The following is a 13,903-nucleotide window of genomic DNA, read 5'->3' as shown; positions in this document are numbered from 1 at the left end:
GTGGGGCGCCCGGGATGCGGTGGGCGGCGGGGGGCGTGCGCCGGTACCGTCGTCGGTATGGACACGTCCTGGTGGCTCGCGCTGGCCGCCGTGGTGGTGCTCGCCCTGGTGGTCACCCTGGTAGACGGGTGGGGGCGCGGGCACCGGAAGCGGAGTACCCGGCCGCCCGGCCGGACCCGCCCGCCGCGGGGGCCGCGGGGACGGCTGCCCGCGCCCAGGGCCGCGGAGATCTGGTGGGCGAACGTGCCCTACGAGGACGGGCCCGGCGGCAAGGACAGGCCCTGTCTCGTCCTGTCGGTGCGCGGGGAGAGCGCGCTGGTCGTGAAGATCACCAGCAAGTACCACGACGAGCGGCCGGGGGTGATTCCGCTGCCGCCGGGCGTCGTGGGCGACGCGCGGGGGCGCCCTAGTTTTCTGGAGACGGATGAGCTCCGTGATGTCCCTTTGTGGGAGTTCCGGCGCAGGGCCGGGGTGGTTGATCCGGCTCTCTGGGACCAGGTGCGGTACTTGGCGGACTGACCCGCCGCTCCGCCCCGGGGCTCCGCCCCGGACCCCGCTCCTCAAACGCCGGAGGGGCTGAAATTTCCCCACCCGGCGGGGGGAATTTCAGCCCGTCCGGCGTTTGAGGACGAACTCGGCGGAGCCGGTGACAGACAGTTCTCCGGGGCGGCTAAGCCCAGAGCTGCCCCTGCAACGTTTCGATGGCCTCCTCCGTGGTGGCCGCGGTGTAGACGCCCGTCGACAGGTACTTCCAGCCGCCGTCGGCCACGACGAAGACGATGTCGGCGGGCTCGCCCGCCGCCACGGCCTTGCGGCCCACGCCGATGGCCGCGTGCAGCGCCGCCCCCGTGGAGACGCCCGCGAAGATGCCCTCCTGCTGAAGGAGTTCGCGGGTGCGGGTGACCGCGTCCGCCGAGCCGACGGAGAAGCGGGTGGTCAGGACGGAGGCGTCGTACAGCTCGGGGACGAAGCCCTCGTCGAGGTTGCGCAGGCCGTAGACGAGGTCGTCGTAGCGCGGCTCGGCGGCGACGATCTTGACGTCGGGCTTGTGCTCGCGCAGATAGCGGCCGACGCCCATGAGCGTGCCCGTGGTGCCGAGGCCCGCCACGAAGTGGGTGACCGAGGGGAGGTCGGTGAGGATCTCCGGTCCCGTCGTGGCGTAGTGGGCGCCCGCGTTGTCGGGGTTGCCGTACTGGTAGAGCATCACCCAGTCCGGGTGCTCGGCCGACAGCTCCTTGGCCACCCGGACCGCGGTGTTGGAGCCGCCCGCCGCCGGTGAGGAGACGATCTCGGCGCCCCACATGGCGAGCAGGTCGCGCCGCTCCTGCGAGGTGTTCTCCGGCATGACGCACACGATGCGGTAGCCCTTGAGCCTGGCCGCCATGGCGAGCGAGATGCCGGTGTTGCCGGAGGTCGGCTCCAGGATCGTGCAGCCGGGCGTCAACCGGCCGTCCTTCTCCGCCTGTTCGACCATGTGGAGGGCCGGCCGGTCCTTGACCGAGCCGGTCGGGTTGCGGTCCTCCAGCTTGGCCCAGATGCGGACGTCGTCGGACGGGGAGAGGCGCGGCAGGCGGACGAGCGGCGTGTTGCCGACCGCGGCGAGCGGGGAGTCGTAGCGAGGCATCCCGGATCGGGCCTAGACCATGCCGCCGGCCACGGCCGGCAGGATCGTGACGCTGTCGCCGTCGGCGAGCTTGGTGGTGATGCCGTCCAGGAAGCGGACGTCCTCGTCGTTGAGGTACACGTTCACGAAGCGGCGCAGCTTGTCGCCGTCGACGATGCGCTCGGCGATGCCCGCGTGCCGCGAGTCGAGGTCGGTGAGGAGCTCGGCGAGGGTGTCTCCGCTGCCCTGGACGGCCTTCTCGCCGTCGGTGTAGGTGCGGAGGATGGTCGGGATGCGGACCTCGATGGCCATGGCTGAGGGCTCCTGTCGGGAGTCGGTGATGCGGGTGGCGGGCGCGCGGCGGCCCTGATCCTTGGGGTGCTGCGTACGAGGGTGCGACGCCGCGGCACACGGCCGTGCGGCGGAACGGTTCAGCGGGAACAGATCGCGCTGGCGAGGCGGCAGAGGTCGACGTGCAGGCGCGCGACAAGCAGCACGGGCGGCGCGCTCTTCGTCTCTTCGCTCACGTCATGGGGAACCATGCGGTCATCGTATCGATTCCCGGTCCGGATCCCGGAATGTGATCTCAGCTAGTGGACGGAATCCGTTCAGGATGCGGGCGGCGGCAGATAGACGACGGTCGGGGCGCCGGTCACCGGATGGGTGCTGACCTCGGCCGTCACTCCGTACACGGTGGCCAGCAGCTCGGCCGTGAGCACCTCCTCGGGCGGCCCGGACACGACGAGCCGGCCGCCGTTCAGGACGTAGAGGCGGTCGCAGTAGTAGGCGGCGAGGTTCAGGTCGTGCAGGGCGAGCAGGTTGGTGGTGCCCAACTCCCTGACCAGCGACAGGATTTCGAGCTGGTAGCGGATGTCCAGGTGGTTGGTGGGCTCGTCGAGCACGACCAGGGTGGGGCGCTGCACCAGGGCGCGGGCCATCAGCGCGCGCTGGCGTTCGCCGCCGGAGAGCGAGGGGAAGGAGCGGTGGGAAAGCGCCGCGACGCCGACCCGGTCGAGGGCGGCCCGCACCAGTTCCTCGTCGGCGGCGGTGTCCGCCTCCCAGAAGCGCTTGTGCGGGGAACGGCCCATGGCGACCACCTGCTGGACGGTCAGCTCGAAGGCGGCCTGCCCGTCCTGCGGCACGGTGGCCAGGCGCCTGGCGCGCGCCTTCGCGGGCATCGCGCCCAGGTCGTCGCCGTCGAGCAGGGCGCGGCCGCGCGAGGCGCGCAGGGTGCCGTACACGCAGCGAAGCAGCGTCGTCTTGCCGCTGCCGTTGGGGCCGACGACGCCGACGGTCTCGCCGGGCGCCGCGGTGAGGTCGACGCCGTCCACCAGGAGCTTGCCGTCGATCTCGTACGAGAGTCCCTCGGTGCGCAGCGCTCCGGCGGGCGCGGGGGTCTCGGGGATCTCGGGGGTCTCCAGGGTCATGCCGGGACTCCTTCGGTGCGCCGCCGCAGCAGCCAGAGGAAGAACGGGCCGCCGGTCAGCGCGGTGAGCACGCCGACGGGGATGTCCTGCGGGGCGGCGATCGTGCGCGCTGCCAGGTCGGCGGCGACGAGGAACACCGCGCCCATCAGGGCCACCACGGGGAGCAGCGGGCGGTGCGCGGCGCCGACCAGCATGCGGGCGGCGTGCGGCACCATCAGGCCGACGAACCCGATGGCCCCGCTGTAGGCGACCAGGACGCCGGTCAGGAGCGAGGCGAGGACGAAGACCGCGGCGCGGAAGCGCGCGGTGTCCAGGCCGAGGACGGTGGCGCCCTCCTCTCCGACGAGCAGCAGGTCCAGGGGGCGGGCGAGCGCCATCAGCAGGGCCGTGCCCGCGACCAGGGCGCAGCAGGGCAGGGCGAGCATGTCCCAGCGGGCGCTGCCGAGGCCGCCGAGCGTCCAGTACAGGACTTCCTTGAGGTGGTCCGCGCTGTCCGCGGTGACCAGGATGAGGCTGGTCAGGGCGGTCAGGATGTACGAGACGGCGACACCGGCGAGGATCAGACGGCCGGTCGCGAAGCTGCCGCCGCTCCTGGCCAGGGAGTAGACGAGGACCAGCGAGACCAGGGCGCCCGCGAAGGCGGCCGCCGGGATGGTGACGGTGGTCGCGAGGGCCGAGCCGACGCCGAAGGTGCCGCCGAGCACGATGGCGCCGACCGCGCCGACGGAGGCGCCCGAGGAGACGCCGAGCAGGAACGGGTCGGCGAGGGGGTTGCGGACGAGGGCCTGGAGGACGGTGCCGATGACCGCGAGTCCGGCGCCGACGGCTGCGCCGAGCAGGACCCTGGGGAGTCTCACGTCCAGCACGATGGTTCTGAACGGGGAGGGGTCGGCGCGGCCCGTGAGGATCTCCACGACGGTCCCTGGCGGGACGCGGACGGAGCCCAGGGCTAGGCCCGCGATGACCGCTGCCGCTAGGGCTGCGGTGAGTGCCGTCAGGATCAGTAGGCGCTGTCCCCGTGACCTGCGCCCATCGCCCTTCGGGCTCGTCCTCAAACGCCGGACGGGCTGAAGATCCCGCCCCTCGGGCTGAGGATCCCGTCCCTCGGGCCGAGTCCTCCGCGGCCGAGTCTGCTCGGAGTTCACAGCTGCGCCGCCAGCTTCTTCACCGCCTCGGGTGCTCGTACGCCCGTGACCATGTCCGACAGCGGCAGTACCGCGAAGCTCTTGTTCCTGATGGCGGGGACGTCGGCGAGGGCCGGGTCGTCGAGGAGGCGCTTCTTCTTCTGGGCGACCGTCGTGGCGCCGTAGTCGAGGATCACGATGGTCTCGGGGTGGCGGTCCACGACCGTCTCCCAGGAGGCGTCGGCGAAGGACTTGTCGACGTCGGCGAGGACGTTGCGGCCGCCCGCGCGCTTGATGATGTCGTTGCCGATGCCGCGGCCGCCGACCGTGAACGCCGTCTTGTCGCCGCTGTCGTAGACGAAGACGGACCGGGCCTTCTTGCCCTTCAGCTCCTTCGCCGTGGCGGCCAGTTCGCGCTCGGCGCCGCCGACCCACTTGTCCGCGCGCCCCCGCACCCCGAAGGTGGCGCCGACCTCGCGGACCTCGCGGAAGACGTCGTCCATGGTGACGGGGCGCTTCGCGCAGCCCTCGATGTTCAGGCGGCTCTCGATGCCCGACTTGGCGAGCGCGGGGCGGCCGCGGCCGTCGCCCGCGAGGAAGGCGCTCGCGTAACCGCCGTACACGAAGTCGGGGTTGGCGGCGAGCAGCTTCTCGTAGGAGGGGTACTCCTTGGCCACGACGGGGACCGACTTGTAGGCCTTGGCGTACTTCGGCAGGACCTTGTCGTCGAGGTAGGCGGTGCCCGCCATCCGGTCCTGGAGGCCGAGTTCCAGCATCACCTCGGTGGCGTGCTGGTTCATGGTGACGGCGCGCTCCGGCGGTGCGTCGTAGGTCGTCTTCACACCGCAGTTGGTGACGGTGTACGGGAATCCGGCGGCCTTGGCGGCGGGCGCGGAGTCACCGTCGGAGTCCGAGGCGGAGCACGCGGCGAGCGGGACGAGCAGGGCCGCGGCGGCCAGGGCGCGTATCGGGCGGGACATGGGGGTGCTGCCTCCTCCAGGGGATTTCCGCGTCCCCTGCGTTGCGTGGAGCAAGGCGGCAGGTCAGTTCCTGACTCCCCCGCCCCCGGTGGGGGTGGGGTCACAGTGGCGGGACCGCGCCGGATTCGCACCGGCTTCCTGGCTCCTGCCGCCTCGAGGTCGTGGAGGTCAGTATGCCTCTACGACCTGCACCTCTTCCTCGGTGACCGTGCCCTCGACGATCCGGTACGAGCGGAACTGGAAGGGACCGGCGTCGTCGGTGTCCGCCGTGGAGACCAGGACGTAGTGCGCGCCGGGCTCGTTGGCGTAGGTGATGTCGGTGCGCGAGGGGTAGGCCTCGGTCGCGGTGTGCGAGTGGTAGACGATCACCGGCTCCTCGTCGCGGTCGTCCATCTCGCGGTAGAGCTTGAGCAGGTCACCCGAGTCGAACTCGTAGAACGTGGGCGAGCGCGCGGCGTTCAGCATGGGGATGAACCGCTCGGGCCTGCCGGTGCCCGCCGGGCCCGCGACCACGCCGCACGCCTCGTCGGGGTGGTCCTGGCGCGCGTGCGCGACGATCTGGTCGTGGAGGGCCTGGGTGATGGTCAGCATGGCAGCCAGGATAAGCAGAGGGGCTCCCGCGTACCGAAGTGTGGTACGCGGGAGCCCGCATGCTGGACAGGGCCTGGGGAGGCCCGGCTGTCAGTCCTTGTCGATGCCCTTGGCCGGGGCCTCGTCGGCGGGGGCGGCGCCGGAGGCACCGACCTTCTGCCGGTTGAAGGCGGCGGCCTCCGGGTTGCGGCTCTTGAGGACCAGGTAGCAGACCGTGAGGATCGCGGCCCAGACCGGCGCGGCGTACAGCGAGATCCGCGCGTCCTTGTCGACGCCCATCATCACGATGACCATGCCGATGAAGGCGAGCGCGAACCAGCTGGTGAACGGGGCTCCCGGGGCGCGGAAGGTGGACTGCGGCAGCTCGCCGCGGTCGGCCTTGCGGCGGTAGCGGATCTGGCAGCACAGGATCATGATCCAGGCCCACATGCCGGAGATGGTCGCGAAGGAGACGACGTAGTTGAACGCCTCGCCCGGCCACTGGTAGTTGATCCAGACGCCGACCAGCATGAAGGCGGCGGAGACCGTGGTGCCGATCAGCGGCAGGCCGTTCTTCGTGAGCCTGGTGAAGAACTTGGGGCCCTGGCCGTTCATCGCCAGGTCGCGCAGCATGCGGCCCGTCGAGTACATGCCGGAGTTGCAGGAGGACAGCGCGGCGGTGAGCACCACGAAGTTCACGATGGCCGCGCCGACGCCGAGGCCCATCTCCTCGAAGGCCTTCACGAACGGGGAGACGCCCGGCTGGAAGGACGTCCACGGCACGACCGAGAGGATCATGATGAGGGCGCCGACGTAGAAGACGGCGATGCGCCACGGCACGGTGTTGATGGCCTTGGGCAGGACGGTCTTCGGGTCCTTGGACTCGCCCGCGGTGACGCCGACGAGCTCGACGGCGAGGAAGGCGAACATCACGATCTGCAGGGTCATCAGCGTGGAGCCGATGCCGTTGGGGAAGAAGCCGCCGTCGTCCCACAGGTGGGTCACGGAGGCGGTGTCACCGGCGTCGGAGAAGCCGATGGTGAGAATGCCGAGACAGATCAGGATCATGCCGATGATCGCGGTGACCTTGACCATCGAGAACCAGAACTCCAGCTCACCGAAGAGCTTCACGGAGATCAGGTTCGCGCCGTACAGAATGACCGTGAAGACCAGCGCGTACGCCCATTGCGGGAATGAGTCGTGTGTCCAGTACTGCATGTACTGGGCGGCCGCGGTGACTTCGGTGATGCCGGTGACGACCCAGAAGAGCCAGTACGTCCAGCCGGTCACGAATCCGAAGAACGGGCCCATGAATTCGCGCGCGTACTCCGAGAAGGAGCCGGACACGGGCCGGTACATGAGGAGCTCGCCGAGCGCCCGCATGATGAAGAAGATGACGAGGCCCGCGATCGCGTACGCAAGGATGAGGCTGGGCCCGGCCTTGTGAATGGCCTTGCCCGCGCCGAGGAACAGGCCGGTGCCGATGGCACCGCCGATCGCGATCATCTGGATCTGCCGGGCTCCGAGCCCGCGCTGATAACCCTCGCCCTCGCCGGACTGACCGGCGGCGGTCCGCCCGGCCTCATTGCCGTCGTGATGCTCTTCGACCTGCACTGAGGTCATGGTGACGCCTTTCTCCATGCTGATCCGCGCCCGCACATCTGCGTTGTGGCAGCGGGTCAGGTCCTGATCCCCCCGGATATGGAATGGAGTGCTACCGGCGGTCTGCCGGCTGGAGCGCCCTCGGCGACATGGGTGGCGTCACCGAGTGGTCGTGAAGATTTATCACGGCGGCAACAGTGATGCTTTGCGCCACATGTGGCGCACACCACTGGGAGAAGCGGACAAAGTTCTCTTGCGTCGCCATAAACGGGCATTGGCTTGACGCGATCGTTATTCGGATTTGAGCGTCCGCTGAGCGAACGGGCGCTGGGCGCCGCGGAATGCTGCTATATACACCGACTGTCGTCGTCGCGGCGACTCCACGGGACCCGCTACGGCTCCAGCAACGTCTCCACCAGGGTTTCCTGGAGTCCGCCGAGCCACAGATAGGCCATCACCATCGGCTTGCGCGGGTCGGCGTCGGGGAGGCGGTAGAGCAGATCCGCGTCCTCCTCCTCGGTGATCTCCAGGCGCGTGCCGATCGCGAGACGCAGGTCGTTGAGGGCGCCGAGCCAGTTGCGCGACTCCTCGACCGACAGTTTCAGGACAGCCCCGCCCTCGCCCGACGACGTCATCGCGTCGAGGGAGCGGATCACGACCAGGGCGTCGTCACGCTTCTTGGCCCGCAGGTCGTTCTCCGTGAACCGCCTGAACTCGGCCGAATGGGCGCGCAGTTCCTCCGGATCGCCGGCGGTGTCGTCCGTGCTGCCCGGCCCTCCGTAGGCGTCGGGCAGCAGCCGCATCATCACCGGGTCGCTGGGCGGCTCGCTGGGCCCCTCGGCGAAGAGCTCGGCGAGCGGGTCGTCGGAGGGCTCCCCGCCCGGCCCCGGGCCGATCAGTTCGAGGAGCTGCACCGCGAGGGAGCGGATGATCGAGATCTCGACCTCGTCGAGCGCGACGGCGGCGCCGCCCCCGGGGATGGGTTCGAAGTGTCCTGGCATCAGATGCGTCGCTGCTTCCGGTCCGTGCGCTGGCGGCGGTCCGCTACTTGCGGTCCTGCTGAAGGGTGGCCCACAGGCCGTAGCCGTGCATGGCCTGGACGTCGCGCTCCATCTCCTCGCGGGTACCGCTGGAGACGACCGCGCGGCCCTTGTGGTGCACGTCCATCATCAGCTTCGTGGACTTCTCCTTCGAGTACCCGAAGTACGTCTGGAACACATACGTCACGTAGCTCATGAGGTTCACGGGGTCGTTGTGCACGAGCGTGATCCAGGGGACGTCCGGCTCGGGGACGACGAGCGCCTCTTCGTCCGATTCGGGTCGGGTGATCTCTGCGGGAGCCGTACTCACACGCCCCATGCTGCCACCCGCAGGGGGGCCTCGCACAAATGGCCTCCCCCGCGCGCCTCGAAATCGTCAGAGTGACGAAATGCGGGGTAGCATCCTTCCTATGAACACAGCGGACCTTGGCCTGCCGGTGGATGTTCCGTCGACAGCGCTCTTCACGGACCAGTACGAGCTGACGATGTTGCAGGCCGCGCTGAAGGCGGGCACGGGCGACCGGCGTTCGGTCTTCGAGGTCTTCACCCGCAGGCTGCCCGAGGGCCGCCGCTACGGAGTGGTGGCCGGAACCGGGCGGGTCCTGGACGCCGTCGAGAACTTCCGCTTCGACGCCGACGTCATCAAGTTCCTGCGCGAGCGCGCCATCGTCGACGAGGCGACGCTCACCTGGCTCTCCTCCTACCGCTTCAGCGGCGACATCTGGGGCTACCCCGAGGGCGAGGTCTACTTCCCGGGATCGCCGATCCTGCGCGTCGAGGGCTCCTTCGCGGAGTGCGTGCTGCTGGAGACCGTGATCCTCTCCATCCTCAACCACGACTCGGCGATCGCGGCCGCCGCGTCGCGCATGTCGTCGGCCGCCGGTGACCGCCCCCTCATCGAGATGGGCGCGCGCCGCACCCACGAGCTGGCCGCCGTGGCCGCGTCCCGCGCCGCGTACGTCGGGGGCTTCGCGACCACGTCGGACCTGGCCGCCGGGTTCCGCTACGGCATCCCCACCGTCGGCACCAGCGCCCACGCCTTCACGCTGCTGCACGACAACGAGCGCGACGCGTTCCGCGCCCAGGTCGACTCGCTCGGCCGCGGCACCACGCTGCTCGTGGACACCTACGACGTGACCGAGGCCGTCCGCACCGCCGTCGAGGTCGCGGGGCCCGAGCTGGGCGCCGTCCGCATCGACTCCGGCGATCTGCTGCTCGTCGCCCACCGGGTGCGCCAGCAGCTGGACGAGCTCGGCGCCACCGAGACGAAGATCGTCGTGACCTCGGACCTCGACGAGTACGCCATCGCCTCGCTCGCGGCCGCGCCCGTCGACGCGTACGGCGTGGGCACCCAGCTCGTCACCGGCTCCGGGCACCCCACCTGCTCCATGGTCTACAAGCTGGTGGCCCGCGCCCACTCGGCCGACCCCAAGGCCCCCCTGGAGCCGGTCGCCAAGAAGTCGCTCGGCGCCAAGTCCTCGCTGGGCGGCCGCAAGTGGGCCGCGCGGCGGACCGACGAGCACGGCGTCGCCGAGGCGGAGGTCGTGGGCACCGGGCCCGTGCCCGCGGCGCTCGCCGACCGGGAGCTCCTGGTCGAGCTGGTCAAGGGCGGCGAGGTGGTGGCCCGCGAGCCGCTGGACGCGGTCCGCGACCGGCACGCCGCGGCCCGCGCGGGCCTGCCGCTCTCGGCGACCCAGCTGTCCCGCGGCGAGGCCGTGATTCCCACGGAATACATCTGACACGGGTGGGAAGGGGCGTCACCCTGGCCCCGTGGGCCCGCCATCCGCCCCCTCCCGCAACGTACGTGAAGTCTCTACGCTCGGTTCATCCGGCCGAGTCCCCCAACGATTCCCCGCCCTGCCGAGCCGAAGGAAACCCGTCATGCGCCGCGCACTGATCGTCGTCGATGTGCAGAACGACTTCTGCGAAGGCGGCAGCCTCGCGGTGGCCGGCGGCGCGGACGTGGCCGCCGCCATCACCGAGCTCATCGGCCAGGCACCGGCCGGCTACCGGCACGTGGTGGCCACCCGCGACCACCACGTCGACCCCGGCGGCCACTTCTCCGACCACCCGGACTACGTCGACTCCTGGCCGCCGCACTGCGTGGCGGGCACCGAGGGCGTCGGCTTCCACCCGAACTTCGCCCCGGCCGTCGCCTCCGGCGCGATCGACACGGTCTTCGACAAGGGGGCCTACTCGGCGGCCTACAGCGGCTTCGAGGGCGCGGACGAGAACGGCGTCCCCCTCGCGGAGTGGCTGCGCCAGCGGGAGATCACCGAGGTGGACGTGGTGGGGATCGCCACGGACCACTGCGTGCGTGCTACCGCTGTGGATGCGGCGCGGGAGGGGTTCAGGACCACCGTCCTGCTGGACCTCACGGCGGGGGTCGCCGCGGCCACCACGGAGGCGGCTGTCGCCGAGCTGCGGGCCGCCGGGGTCGAGCTCATCGGGAAGCCCGTCATGTGACCCGGGGTCCTGACTCGGGGCTCCGCCCCGGACCCCGCTCCTCAAACGCCGGAAGGGCTGGATTCATCGAGCGCCGGAGGGGCTGGATTCGCCTCTGGCGACCTGCGGTCGCGTCTGTCTCTTCAGTGCCCTGATCGGATGCCACAGCTCCCGCGCGTCATCCGGTGCCGTGCGCCATATGAGGCCGTCCGGGTGGTGCAGGACCGCCGTGACCTCGTCCGGCGTGGGGGGCTCCGCGTTGCCGCGGAGGTACACCGCCCGCATGCCGAGGTTGCGCAGCCGGGTCAGCGCCCTGGCCCGGTTCACGGCGTGCACGATCATGCGGACCGTGCCGCCGCCCGACGGGCTCGGCAGGGTCAGTGCCACCACCACGCTGCCGTTCGGCAGCTTGCAGAAACCTCCTGCGGACATGCTTCGTCACACCCCCGTGAGACATCGCGCGGGACCCCTGGCCGGGCCCCGCGTCAATAAGAAAGCCACAGCACGCACCTAAACACGATCGGCCGCCGCCCGCTAGAGGGCGACGGCCGATCATGGCTTGACCTGCGAAAACGCTAATTACTTCTTGGAGGGACCCACCTGGACCGTGATCGTCGAGCCGTCCTTGGGCTGCTTGATGATCTTGATCTGAGTGTTGGTGTCAGTGACCTTGACACTTCCCGTGGGGTTCTCCTTGTACCAGTAGGTGCCCTTGTGGTCGTCGAAGACCGGGACGCCCTTCTGGGACTTGATCTTCAGCGCGACGTCCGCGTTGTGGAGCGTGAGCTTGTCCGTCGCGAACTTGCTGAAGGGCGCGTCGAACGGCTGGATCTTGTTGCGCAGGATCGTGCCGTCCGACCACTTCAGCGGCTTGGCGTGGGCGTCCACCGGAAGGATCAGACCCTGGCCCGGGTGGGCGCTGGTGTTGTTGTCCTTCTGCGAGGTGTCCCACTGCCAGACCATCAGGCCGGTCTGGTACGGGTAGTGCTCGACCCAGTCGGGGCGCGACTGCGAGAAACCGAAGTTGTACGGGCCGACCTTGAGGGTCTTGTCGTACGAGACGTACTGACGGTTCTCGGCGAGGTAGTACTGGTCGTACTTCTTGGTGAAGGACTCGCCGATGCGCGAGAAGCCCTTCGCCGTCCAGCCGTTGTCGCCGCCCTCGGCACCGTCCTCGAAGAGCTTGGTGCCGTCCGCGGTGATCGCCAGGGCGTCGGCCGTGAAGCCCTTGCCGCCCGCGCCGCCGTCCGTGGAGTAGCGGAAGCGGACGTCGATCTTCTTGCCCGCGTAGGCGTCGAGCGGGAAGACCAGCTTCTTGTACTTCGCCGAGGCGCCGGTCAACGCGGGCTTGTCGCCGGCGTCACGGGTGATCGGCTTGCCGTCCGCGGTGCCGTCCACCGGCGTCCAGTTGGCGCCGTTGTCCGTCGAGACCTCGGTGTAGAGGTAGTCGTAGTTGGCCTCGATGTCCCACCAACCGTCAAGCGAGAGCTCGGCCTTGGACTTGCCGGTCAGGTCGACCGAGCGCGTCAGGGTGTTCTTGAGGTCGTCGCCCTGGTCGCTCCACCACTGCTTGGAGCCCTCGGTCGGCTTGGTGACCGTGGTGGTCACGGCCTTCTTCGGCAGGTCGACGACGAGCGCCTGGCGGTGCCGGGTGTTGTACTCGGAGACGCCCAGCTTGTGCTCGGACGTCGTCGCGGCCTTCGCCTTGGCGTAGTCGAGCCAGCCCAGCTGGAACTTGTCCCAGGCGGTCATGTCGCCCGGCAGGTCACCGATGGCGTCCTTGCCGGTGCCGAGCCAGGAGCCCGCCGACATCAGCGACCAGAAGCCGACCGAGTTCTCGCCCTTGCCCGAGGTGTCGTACAGGTCGGGCAGACCGAGGTCGTGGCCGTACTCGTGGGCGAAGACGCCGAGGCCGCCGTTCTCCGGCTGCATCGTGTAGTCGCCGACCCAGATGCCCGAGTCGCCGATCTGGGTGCCGCCGGCCTTGTTGTCCGCAGGACCGGTCTTGCCCGCGTCGTTGCCGTACGCGTACCAGCGGTGCGCCCACAGGGCGTTGGTGCCCTCGACGCCGCCGCCGGCCGACTCGTCCTCGCCCGCGTGGACGATCTGGAAGTGGTCGATGTAGCCGTCGGGCTCGTTGAAGTCGCCGTCGCCGTCGAAGTCGTAACGGTCCCACTGGTCGTACTTGGCGAGGTCCGTCTTGATCTGCTCGTCGGTGCGGCCCTTGGCCTTCTGGTCCTTGGACCAGGCGGTCACGCCGTCCTTGACCGCGTCCCAGACGTTGGGGCAGTTGGTGTCGCCGCAGTAGTTCGAGCCGTAACGGGCCTCGTTGTAGTCGACCTTGACCCAGTCGGAGACCTCACCGTCGACCGAGTACCGGCCGGAGGAGGTCTTCTCGTAGTAGGTCTTCAGGGACTCCTTGGTCTTGCCCTTGGAGTCCTTGCCCTTCCCGAAGTACAGGTCCTGGAAGTGCTTCTGGTTGTAGTCCTTCTGCCAGGCCGTGCTGTTGTCCTTGGCACGGTCCGGCTTGGCTATCTTGTTGTGCAGCGGTCCGGGCTTGCCGCCGTACTTCTTGACCGGCTGCTCGGGGCCCTCGGGACCGTCCGGGTCGTACATGGTCGTGTCGTCGACCTTGTCCCCGAACTCCACCAGGATCGTGAAGATCTTGTCGGTCTTCTCCCGGCCCAGCTCGACGTACTTCTTGTCGTCGAGCTTGACGACCTTGGAGCCGCCCTTCTTCTGGACCTTGGCGTCGCCCGCGACGACCTGCTGCAGGGCGGCCTTGCGCTGCTGCGCCTGCTGCTTGCTGAACGGTCCGTCCAGATCGTGGTCGACCTGCGCCTTGGCGCTCGACGGGTCCTGCCGGTCGACGGCCGGTGCCCCGCCCGAGGTGCCGGTGTCGGCCGTCGCGGTCGCCGCCGAGTACGTCGCGGCGGCCGCGGCCATCGCCACGGCCACCGCGGTGGCTCTGAACGTCCGTGTTCTGACTGTCACTTGATGCTGTCCTCCCCCGCGCCCGCGCGAGAATTGGCGGACCGAGATCCCGGTCGGAGGAGGTCCGCGCGCGATGTACGCGTCACAAGTGACGACATTCGACCGGAAGTACGGGAGA

At 69.7% G+C, this 13,903-nt stretch carries 15 protein-coding genes and 1 riboswitch; of the genes, 3 read left to right on the top strand and 12 right to left on the bottom strand.

The window, feature by feature from the left end; genetic code table 11:
* Nucleotides 1-57: 57 nt before the first annotated feature.
* On the top strand, nucleotides 58-519 hold the full coding sequence (locus ACIO9J_RS36300) for a type II toxin-antitoxin system PemK/MazF family toxin (RefSeq protein WP_402008995.1): 462 nt from the start codon (nucleotides 58-60) through the stop codon (nucleotides 517-519).
* Nucleotides 520-670: 151 nt separating this feature from the next.
* Here ACIO9J_RS36300 and ACIO9J_RS36295 read toward each other — a convergent pair whose 3' ends face one another.
* From ACIO9J_RS36295 to clpS, 10 genes are all read right to left on the bottom strand, one after another.
* Entirely contained in the window at nucleotides 671-1,624 is a 954-nt protein-coding gene (locus ACIO9J_RS36295) for a PLP-dependent cysteine synthase family protein (RefSeq protein ID WP_402008993.1), read from the bottom strand.
* A 12-nt stretch (nucleotides 1,625-1,636) separates the two neighbouring features.
* Entirely contained in the window at nucleotides 1,637-1,915 is a 279-nt protein-coding gene (locus ACIO9J_RS36290; RefSeq protein WP_402008990.1) for a MoaD/ThiS family protein, read from the bottom strand.
* Between the two features lie 119 nt (nucleotides 1,916-2,034).
* Nucleotides 2,035-2,145 (bottom strand): putative leader peptide, encoded by a 111-nt coding sequence (locus ACIO9J_RS36285; RefSeq protein ID WP_317987168.1) that lies wholly within the window; start codon nucleotides 2,143-2,145, stop codon nucleotides 2,035-2,037.
* 66 nt (nucleotides 2,146-2,211) lie between these two features.
* Complete coding sequence (locus ACIO9J_RS36280; protein ID WP_402008987.1) at nucleotides 2,212-3,030, bottom strand: ABC transporter ATP-binding protein; 819 nt, start codon at nucleotides 3,028-3,030, stop codon at nucleotides 2,212-2,214.
* Nucleotides 3,027-4,034 (bottom strand): FecCD family ABC transporter permease, encoded by a 1,008-nt coding sequence (locus ACIO9J_RS36275; protein ID WP_402009371.1) that lies wholly within the window; start codon nucleotides 4,032-4,034, stop codon nucleotides 3,027-3,029. The genes ACIO9J_RS36280 and ACIO9J_RS36275 overlap by 4 nt, the downstream gene beginning before the upstream one ends.
* Before the next feature lie 137 nt (nucleotides 4,035-4,171).
* Nucleotides 4,172-5,134 (bottom strand): ABC transporter substrate-binding protein, encoded by a 963-nt coding sequence (locus tag ACIO9J_RS36270; protein WP_402008984.1) that lies wholly within the window; start codon nucleotides 5,132-5,134, stop codon nucleotides 4,172-4,174.
* A 43-nt stretch (nucleotides 5,135-5,177) separates the two neighbouring features.
* Nucleotides 5,178-5,339: riboswitch (cobalamin riboswitch) on the bottom strand.
* Nucleotides 5,303-5,725, bottom strand: coding sequence for a Mov34/MPN/PAD-1 family protein (locus tag ACIO9J_RS36265; protein ID WP_402008981.1), 423 nt, complete (start codon nucleotides 5,723-5,725; stop codon nucleotides 5,303-5,305). Its footprint overlaps the riboswitch before it by 37 nt.
* A gap of 90 nt (nucleotides 5,726-5,815) precedes the next feature.
* Complete coding sequence (locus ACIO9J_RS36260) at nucleotides 5,816-7,327, bottom strand: amino acid permease (protein ID WP_402008978.1); 1,512 nt, start codon at nucleotides 7,325-7,327, stop codon at nucleotides 5,816-5,818.
* A gap of 371 nt (nucleotides 7,328-7,698) precedes the next feature.
* The gene (locus tag ACIO9J_RS36255) at nucleotides 7,699-8,307 is read right to left on the bottom strand and encodes a DUF2017 domain-containing protein (RefSeq protein WP_402008975.1); all 609 of its coding nucleotides are present in this window, start codon (nucleotides 8,305-8,307) and stop codon (nucleotides 7,699-7,701) included.
* A gap of 43 nt (nucleotides 8,308-8,350) precedes the next feature.
* Complete coding sequence (clpS, locus tag ACIO9J_RS36250; protein ID WP_402008973.1) at nucleotides 8,351-8,665, bottom strand: ATP-dependent Clp protease adapter ClpS; 315 nt, start codon at nucleotides 8,663-8,665, stop codon at nucleotides 8,351-8,353.
* A 91-nt stretch (nucleotides 8,666-8,756) separates the two neighbouring features.
* Here clpS and ACIO9J_RS36245 point away from each other — a divergent pair, with 91 nt between their 5' ends.
* Together ACIO9J_RS36245 and ACIO9J_RS36240 are read left to right on the top strand one after the other, a co-directional pair.
* Entirely contained in the window at nucleotides 8,757-10,085 is a 1,329-nt protein-coding gene (locus ACIO9J_RS36245) for a nicotinate phosphoribosyltransferase (RefSeq protein WP_402008970.1), read from the top strand.
* Between the two features lie 142 nt (nucleotides 10,086-10,227).
* Nucleotides 10,228-10,812, top strand: a complete 585-nt coding sequence (locus ACIO9J_RS36240; protein WP_402008967.1) for an isochorismatase family protein — start codon at nucleotides 10,228-10,230, stop codon at nucleotides 10,810-10,812.
* 63 nt (nucleotides 10,813-10,875) lie between these two features.
* Here the strand turns inward: ACIO9J_RS36240 and ACIO9J_RS36235 are convergent, their stop codons facing one another.
* Together ACIO9J_RS36235 and ACIO9J_RS36230 are read right to left on the bottom strand one after the other, a co-directional pair.
* On the bottom strand, nucleotides 10,876-11,223 hold the full coding sequence (locus tag ACIO9J_RS36235) for a hypothetical protein (protein WP_402008964.1): 348 nt from the start codon (nucleotides 11,221-11,223) through the stop codon (nucleotides 10,876-10,878).
* Between the two features lie 147 nt (nucleotides 11,224-11,370).
* Nucleotides 11,371-13,737 (bottom strand): immune inhibitor A domain-containing protein, encoded by a 2,367-nt coding sequence (locus ACIO9J_RS36230; RefSeq protein ID WP_402009370.1) that lies wholly within the window; start codon nucleotides 13,735-13,737, stop codon nucleotides 11,371-11,373.
* Nucleotides 13,738-13,903: the final 166 nt, after the last annotated feature.

This window comes from Streptomyces sp. NPDC087300, assembly GCF_044744425.1.
GTDB lineage: Bacteria > Actinomycetota > Actinomycetes > Streptomycetales > Streptomycetaceae > Streptomyces.
This window is presented reverse-complemented; position numbering and strand designations above follow the sequence as displayed.

What these genes read in the sequence shown, in the direction of transcription:
- ACIO9J_RS36300 (WP_402008995.1), top strand. Translation starts at nt 58, where the DNA reads ATGGACACGTCCTGGTGGCTCGCGCTGGCCGCCGTGGTGGTGCTCGCC.
- ACIO9J_RS36295 (WP_402008993.1), bottom strand. Translation starts at nt 1,624, where the DNA reads ATGCCTCGCTACGACTCCCCGCTCGCCGCGGTCGGCAACACGCCGCTC.
- ACIO9J_RS36290 (WP_402008990.1), bottom strand. Translation starts at nt 1,915, where the DNA reads ATGGCCATCGAGGTCCGCATCCCGACCATCCTCCGCACCTACACCGAC.
- ACIO9J_RS36285 (WP_317987168.1), bottom strand. Translation starts at nt 2,145, where the DNA reads ATGGTTCCCCATGACGTGAGCGAAGAGACGAAGAGCGCGCCGCCCGTG.
- ACIO9J_RS36280 (WP_402008987.1), bottom strand. Translation starts at nt 3,030, where the DNA reads ATGACCCTGGAGACCCCCGAGATCCCCGAGACCCCCGCGCCCGCCGGA.
- ACIO9J_RS36270 (WP_402008984.1), bottom strand. Translation starts at nt 5,134, where the DNA reads ATGTCCCGCCCGATACGCGCCCTGGCCGCCGCGGCCCTGCTCGTCCCG.
- ACIO9J_RS36265 (WP_402008981.1), bottom strand. Translation starts at nt 5,725, where the DNA reads ATGCTGACCATCACCCAGGCCCTCCACGACCAGATCGTCGCGCACGCG.
- ACIO9J_RS36260 (WP_402008978.1), bottom strand. Translation starts at nt 7,327, where the DNA reads ATGACCTCAGTGCAGGTCGAAGAGCATCACGACGGCAATGAGGCCGGG.
- ACIO9J_RS36255 (WP_402008975.1), bottom strand. Translation starts at nt 8,307, where the DNA reads ATGCCAGGACACTTCGAACCCATCCCCGGGGGCGGCGCCGCCGTCGCG.
- clpS (WP_402008973.1), bottom strand. Translation starts at nt 8,665, where the DNA reads ATGGGGCGTGTGAGTACGGCTCCCGCAGAGATCACCCGACCCGAATCG.
- ACIO9J_RS36245 (WP_402008970.1), top strand. Translation starts at nt 8,757, where the DNA reads ATGAACACAGCGGACCTTGGCCTGCCGGTGGATGTTCCGTCGACAGCG.
- ACIO9J_RS36240 (WP_402008967.1), top strand. Translation starts at nt 10,228, where the DNA reads ATGCGCCGCGCACTGATCGTCGTCGATGTGCAGAACGACTTCTGCGAA.
- ACIO9J_RS36235 (WP_402008964.1), bottom strand. Translation starts at nt 11,223, where the DNA reads ATGTCCGCAGGAGGTTTCTGCAAGCTGCCGAACGGCAGCGTGGTGGTG.
- ACIO9J_RS36230 (WP_402009370.1), bottom strand. Translation starts at nt 13,737, where the DNA reads ATGGCCGCGGCCGCCGCGACGTACTCGGCGGCGACCGCGACGGCCGAC.